This is a genomic window from Streptomyces sp. NPDC101225, from assembly GCF_044767585.1.
Lineage (GTDB): Bacteria > Actinomycetota > Actinomycetes > Streptomycetales > Streptomycetaceae > Streptomyces.
The window spans coordinates 130563-137099 of sequence record NZ_JBIWOE010000025.1; the positions used below are offsets into that span (position 1 = coordinate 130563).

Below are 6537 nucleotides of genomic sequence, written 5' to 3' on the forward strand. Positions count from 1 at the left end.
GCGACCGCCCGAAATGCTGTGCAACTTCTTGACGGTCGCAGAATCTGCGCCTACCTTCGCGGTGTCATTCTCCGGACGACAAAGGCCGTGCAGGCGCATGCCTCTGGCCGCGAACCTCTGGCCGGCCTCGTGTGCCGAGCGACCGCGCAGTCCGATCCGGGTGTGCGGCCCGCTGCCGACCGCCGCGCAGCTCCAGGACAAGGAGTCCGCTTCGTGAAGCCCCGCATCCGCAGACATACGTTCATCGCCCTGGTGGCACTCCTGCTCGCCGCACCTCTTGCCCCCGCCGCCCGCGCGACCGGGACCGGCGCCCACGTCGAAGGCGCTCTGCCGTCCGGCGCGACCTACGTGATGGACAAGCCGGACTCCTGGAACGGCACGGTCCTGCTCTACAGCCACGGCTACAACCCGGCCGGGCTGCCCAACCCCGCGCGCAACGCCCCCGACGACGCCACCAAGTCCCTCCTGCTGGAGGAGGGTTACGCGCTCATCGGCTCCTCGTACGCGAGCAACGGGTGGGCGGTGAGCGAGGCGGTGCCGGACCAGCTCGCCACGCTGGACGCCTTCACCTCCCGCTTCGGCGCGGCCCGGCGCACCATCGCCTGGGGCACCTCCTACGGCGGGCTGGTGACCTCGATGATCGCCGAACGTCATCCCGAACGCATCAGCGGATCACTGTCGATGTGCGGTCTGCTCCAGGGCGGCGTGGCCAACTGGAACAACACCCTCGACCCGGTCTTCGCGTTGAGGACACTGCTCGCACCGGACTCGGACATCCCTCTGACCGGCCTGGCCGGCCAGGCGGCCGCCGCCGCGGCGGCCGACGCGCTGGCCTCGGCCGTCACCGAGGCGCAGCAGACGGCCTCCGGTCGGGCCCGTATCGCGCTGGCCGCGGCCCTGCAGGACATCCCCGGCTGGAACGACCCCTCCCAGACCCGGCCGGGACCGACGGACTGGGACACCCAGCAGACCAACCAGTACCAGGCGCTCATGCTCCAGGTGGGATTCCCCGCCTTCTCCTGGCGGCAGGAGGCCGAGAGCCGGGTCGGGGGCAACATGTCCTGGAACACCGGCGTCGACTACGCCGCGATGGTCCACCGCTCGCCCCTCTACAAGGAGGTCGGCGAGCTCTACCGCAAGGCCGGTCTGTCCCTGCGGAGGGACCTCACCACACTGAACCGTGCCCCCCGGGTCGCCGCCGACTCCGAAGCCGTCGAACGGATGGGCCTCACCAGCTCCTTCACCGGCCGGCTGACCAAGCCGCAACTGACCGTGCACACCACGGGTGACGGACTGATCCCGGTATCGGCGGAGAGCGCCTACCGCCGAGCGGTCACCGCGGCGGGCGCCGCCCCCTTGCTGCGCCAGGCGTTCGTCGAGAACGCGGGCCACTGCACGTTCAGCAGCGCCGAGCAGGCCGCCGCCCTCGACGCCCTGGAGACCCGCATCACCACCGGCCGCTGGCAGGGCACCGACCCCGTCGGCCTCAACGCCCGCGCCACGCAGGCCGACCCTTCCGCGCCTGCGCGCTATGTGACCTACCGCCCCGCACCCTACCCGCGCCCTTATGACCTCGCCCATCCCGCCGACCAGTCGCGGTCCTGAGGCTGCGCCGCCCGTCGTGCCCACGGCGGACGGCCGTACCCTTACCGACGTGACACTCTCCGAGATGTTCTCCTTCGACACGCATGACGGGCACCCCGGGGACGCTGCCCCGGAAGCTCCCGGCGGTCCGCAGCCGCGCCCGCAGTCGCTGCTGCTCGCCTTCTTCGGCGACCACGTCCTGGAAGAGGGTCCCCTGTGTGTCTACTCGGGCAGCATCATCGACGTCCTCGGGCGGGTGGGGGTCGGCGAACACGCCGTCCGCTCCACCCTCACCCGCATGGTGAACCGGGGCCTGCTGCAGCGCCGGCGGCAGGGGCGCCGTATGTACTTCGGCCTGACCCCGCACGCGACGCAGATCCTCCAGAAAGGGCGGACACGTGTCTGGCACACCAGCGCGGTCAACGACGACTGGGACGGAACCTGGACCCTGCTCGGTTTCTCGCTGCCCGAAGTCTGGCGGCACCGGCGCCATGACCTGCGTTCGCGGCTCACGTGGGCCGGCTTCGGCCCCCTGTACAGCGGCCTGTGGATCGCCCCGGGCGACGTCGACATCTCGGAGATCGTCGCCGAGCTGGACATCGCCGCCCACGTCAAGATCTTCCACGCGCGCGCCGACCCCGCGACCGACATCGATGTGATGATCCGCGACACCTGGGACCTGGAATCCGTCGCCGCCCGCTACGCCGCCTTCGAGAAGCGCTGGATCACTCACCTCGGCGATCGCTCCGCCGATCCGCTGGCCACCCACCTTTCTCTGGTCGCCGAGTGGCTGGGGACCATCCGCACGGATCCCCGGTTGCCGGCCCGGCACCTGCCGCCCAACTGGCCCGCCCGTTCGGCGGAAGAGGTCTTCCGGCGTATCGCGGAGCAGACGGGGGAATCCGCTCGAAGGGTGGCCGCCGAGCTTCTGGAAACGACGCCTCTGGACCCTTCCTGAGCTGTGGGCGAGTGGCCTGTGGCTGTTCCGCGGTTCATGCCCGCGCATCAGCGCTCGGCAGGGTCTCCGACGACGGAGGCGACGTGTTCGAAGGCCAGGGCCTCCAGGAGCCCGCGGAGTTCGTGGGCGAGTTGCTGGGCGGCTTCGCCGTGCCAGCCGGTCGGCAGGAGTTCCGCCGGCAGGCCCGGGTCCAGGTAAGGGAAGCGCATCCACTGCTCCAGGGCCAGCGTGTAGACGGCGAACGCGTCGCCGGCGTCGAAGCCGGCGTCCGGCTGTTTGACGGCGGCCAGCACTGGGGACCATGAGCGCAGGTACTTGTCGTAGGCGGCGGCGAGTTCTTCGAGGTTCCACGCCCGGCGGACCAGTGCGGCGGTGTCGCCGAGACCTTCGTGGTGCGCGGTGAACGCGTCGACGTACTGTTCCAGTCCGAGCCTGCGCACCCACTTCAGGACAGCGGGAAGAACGCGCGCGGGAGCGATCCACAGTCCGCTGTCGAGCTGGCCCATACCGAGCCAGACCAGCCGCTTGCGCAGGGTGTACCGCTTCTCCCGCTCGGCCTCGGGGACCGAGAACGACACTATGGCCCAGCCGTCCTCCAGCCGGGCCGGCTTCAGCGGGGCGTAGACGACGTCGTCACCCTCCTCGAAGATGAGCCGCGCCTTGGCGGTCGCCGCATAACCGCGGGTTGTTCCGCGTCGCTCGGGGATCAGCAGGTCGCGGCGGGTCATCCGGGTCACGGCCGAGCGGGTGGCCTGGGCCGGAACGCCCAGCCGCTCCAGGAGCGTGATCAGGTCGGCCACCGAGGACCACCCCCGTATCAGCCGTGAGTAGTGCCCGTAGATCGCCAGGATCAGCAGCTGGGTGCTGTTCTTCGCCTCGTCCTGCGGCAGGTCCACGCGCAGTCTCATCACTCGCCTCTCGTTCCGCGGGCTTCGGTCCCCATTCTCGCCCGGGTCGCGGTGCCGCCGGTCGCGCCCCCGAGGCCATTTTGTGTCGGACTACTTCCGGTCGGATTGGATCCGACATACTCTGCTTCTGGGGCCACTGCCCGCCGCACGATCGAGGAGGCATCCCGTATGAAGCGCGATCTCTACGACACCGACCACGAGGACTTCCGGGCCATGGCCCGGGCCTTCGTCGCGAAAGAGGTCGCCCCACATCTCGACGCCTGGGAGGCCGCGGGCGAAGTCGACCGGTCGTTGTACCGGGCAGCGGGCGCCGCCGGGCTGCTCGGGCTGGGCGTGGAGGAGGAGTACGGCGGCAGCGGCGTGGACGACTTCCGTTACAACGCTGTTCTCATCGAGGAGTTGTGCCGCGCGGGTGCCACCTCGGTCTCCATGAACCTGAACGGCTTCACCGATCTGATCGCCCCCTACTTCCGGGAGCTGGCCGCCCCCGAGCAGAAGGCGCGCTGGCTGCCGGGGCTCGCCGACGGCAGCTTGGTCGCGGCGATCGCCATGACCGAGCCCGCCGCCGGCAGCGATCTGCGGGGGATGCGCTCCCGGGCCGAACGGCAGGCGGACGGCTACCTGCTGAACGGAGCGAAGACCTTCATCAGCAACGGCATGCTCGCCGACCTCGCGATCGTGGTGGCCCGTACGGTGGCCGACGACGGGCAGGAGGGGCTCAGTCTCTTCGTCGTGGAGCGGGAGATGCCCGGCTTCGAGCGCGGTCGCAAGCTCCACAAGCTCGGCCTGTCCGCCCAGGACACCGCCGAACTGTCCTTCACCGACGTGCTCGTCCCGGCCGCGAACCTGCTCGGCGAGGAAGGGCGGGGCATGGAGTACCTGAAGCGGAACCTGCCGCAGGAACGCATCAGCGTCGCCGTGACGGCGGTCGCCACCATGCGGCGGGTCCTGGAGCAGGCGATCGCCTACACCCGGGAGCGGACCGTCTTCGGGCGCCCGCTGTCCGAGTTGCAGGCGACCCGGTTCACCCTGGCCGAGCTGGCGACCGAGACGGAGATCGCCCAGACCTTCACCGACCGCTGCGTGGGCGAACTGGTGGCCGGCCGGCTGACGCCCACCGAGGCGGCCATGGCCAAGTGGTGGGTGACCGAGCACCAGCAGCAGATCGTGTCGCGATGCCTTCAACTGCACGGCGGATACGGCTACATGACGGAGTATCCGATCGCCAAGGACTTCGTCGACAGCCGCGCCAGCACCCTGTTCGCCGGCACCACCGAGATCATGAAGGAGATCATCGGCAAGTCACTCGTGCGTTGACCCGCACACCGAGCGGTGAGGCGTGGCGCCGTCGCGTCTTGCGCGGCCCGCCCCAAGGGCCCATTATCAGGATTCCTGCTATTTGAACGTTACACATGCGAGGCGGGTCATGCCCTTCAGCTCAAGACTCCAGGCCAGAAGTATCCAGCTCCTGCTCGGCCGAGCGATGGCCCGGGTGCACAAGGACCTCCGCTTCACCGACATCCCGGCGCGCACCGAAACCCTTCGGGTGGAGACCGGCGCCGGACCGGTCACCTGCACCGTCTACCGCCCCCCGGCCGCGACCGAGGCGCCCGTCCCGGTGTACGTCAACTTCCACGGTGGCGGTTTCGTGGTCGGCCGCCCGGAGCAGGACGACCACATCTGCCGCTACATAGCCGCCGCGGCCGACTGCGTCGTGGTCAACGTGGACTACGCCGTCGCCCCGCAGCGGCCCTATCCCGCCGCCGTCACCCAGGCGTACGACGTCACGGCATGGTTCGCGGAGAACGGTCCGGGCGGTGGCTGGGACGGTTCCCGGCTCGCCGTGGGCGGGCACAGTGCCGGAGCGAACCTGACCGCCGCCGTCTGCCGCCTGGCCCGGGACCGCGGCACCTTCACGCCCCGCCTCCAGATCCTCGACTCCGCCCCGCTCGACCAGCTCGCCGACCCGGCCACCAAGCAGTCCCTTGTCGCCAAGCCGCTCCTCAGCCCTCGGCTCATGCGCGTCTTCACCGACGCCTACGTCCCCGATCCGGCCGACCGCGCGCATCCTCTCGTCTCGCCCGGGCTGGCCGAGGGCCTCGCCGGACTGCCTGCGGCCCTGGTCATCACCGCCGAGAACGATCGCCTGCGCGACGAGGGCGATGCCTATGCCAAGGCTCTGGACGCGGCGGGCGTGCCGGTCACCCACCGCGTCTTCGAGGGCGCCGACCACTACTTCACCCACACCGGCCCGGTGCCGGCGGCCGAAGAGGCCATCGAGCTGATGGCCGCGACTCTGCGCTCCGCGCTCGGCGACCGTCCCTGACGCTGCCACTCCGGCGCATCGGGCGGGCCGCTACCTGCCCGCTCGGTGAAGGGTGGTCCGTCGGAGTGCGTACGATCCGTACCCCCAACCGTGGCAGGCCGGCGGCCGGGGCCCTGCGGAGCGGGTCGGGGGCGGACGGGCGGCCGCGGCCGGCCGGGATGCCGAACGAGGGGCCTATCGCAGGAGAAGCGGCTCGCGCGGACACCCACGGGGAGGGCGACGGCAACGCGCCACGTGGCGGCAGTGGTGCGCAGGCTACAGGCGACAACAAAACCCCGGGACACCGACTATGCACCCAGAGGTCTGCTGGCATGCGGATGGGAGCGGAGCGATCAAGCAACGGGAGCTGATCAGACGTCCCGGTCAGCGCAAGGAGCTGCCGGATGAGCGAGTGGAGCGCAGTTGATCGTGTTGCCCGGTCATGGCATTTCCAACCCGGTCGAGGCCCGGGCCGGGAGGGTAGCCCTTTGCACGGAGCCAGGTGTCCAGGGCGAGGGCGACGATGTCGCCGTGGGGGAGGTCGGTGTCGGCGTTGTAGCGCCGGATCCGGCGCTGGAGTTGAAGGACTTCGGGGACCGCGTGGTTGAGTTGTCCGCGCTTGGTGCGCCGGTTTCTGATGATGTCCAGGGTGTCCGGATGCGGCGCAAGGGCGTCGTCGGTTGGCTGAGAAGCCGTTGTCTTTCCGGATGTGGTCGTTGAGTTTCCGCTGATCAGGCATGGTGTCGGCATTGTTGCGGGAGAGTTCGGGCGTCTGGTTCGGT

Annotated in this window: 6 protein-coding genes; 4 read left to right on the top strand and 2 right to left on the bottom strand. The window is 70.1% G+C overall.

What is annotated here, in order from left to right; genetic code table 11:
* Positions 1-213 precede the first annotated feature (213 nt).
* Together ACIRPX_RS29830 and ACIRPX_RS29835 are read left to right on the top strand one after the other, a co-directional pair.
* Positions 214-1605 carry an alpha/beta hydrolase family protein gene (locus ACIRPX_RS29830; protein WP_404200963.1) on the top strand — a complete coding sequence of 464 codons (1392 nt, stop codon included), beginning with the start codon at positions 214-216 and terminating at the stop codon, positions 1603-1605.
* 64 nt (positions 1606-1669) lie between these two features.
* Positions 1670-2542 (top strand): PaaX family transcriptional regulator C-terminal domain-containing protein, encoded by an 873-nt coding sequence (locus ACIRPX_RS29835; RefSeq protein ID WP_404200984.1) that lies wholly within the window; start codon positions 1670-1672, stop codon positions 2540-2542.
* A 47-nt stretch (positions 2543-2589) separates the two neighbouring features.
* Here ACIRPX_RS29835 and ACIRPX_RS29840 read toward each other — a convergent pair whose 3' ends face one another.
* Positions 2590-3450 carry a PaaX family transcriptional regulator C-terminal domain-containing protein gene (locus ACIRPX_RS29840; protein ID WP_404200964.1) on the bottom strand — a complete coding sequence of 287 codons (861 nt, stop codon included), beginning with the start codon at positions 3448-3450 and terminating at the stop codon, positions 2590-2592.
* Positions 3451-3618: 168 nt separating this feature from the next.
* Here ACIRPX_RS29840 and ACIRPX_RS29845 point away from each other — a divergent pair, with 168 nt between their 5' ends.
* Entirely contained in the window at positions 3619-4767 is a 1149-nt protein-coding gene (locus ACIRPX_RS29845; protein ID WP_404200966.1) for an acyl-CoA dehydrogenase family protein, read from the top strand.
* Positions 4768-4876: 109 nt separating this feature from the next.
* Entirely contained in the window at positions 4877-5776 is a 900-nt protein-coding gene (locus ACIRPX_RS29850) for an alpha/beta hydrolase (RefSeq protein WP_404200968.1), read from the top strand.
* Positions 5777-6139: 363 nt separating this feature from the next.
* Here ACIRPX_RS29850 and ACIRPX_RS29855 read toward each other — a convergent pair whose 3' ends face one another.
* A complete protein-coding gene (locus ACIRPX_RS29855) occupies positions 6140-6505 on the bottom strand; it encodes a hypothetical protein (protein ID WP_404200985.1) in 366 nt (121 codons plus the stop codon).
* Positions 6506-6537: the final 32 nt, after the last annotated feature.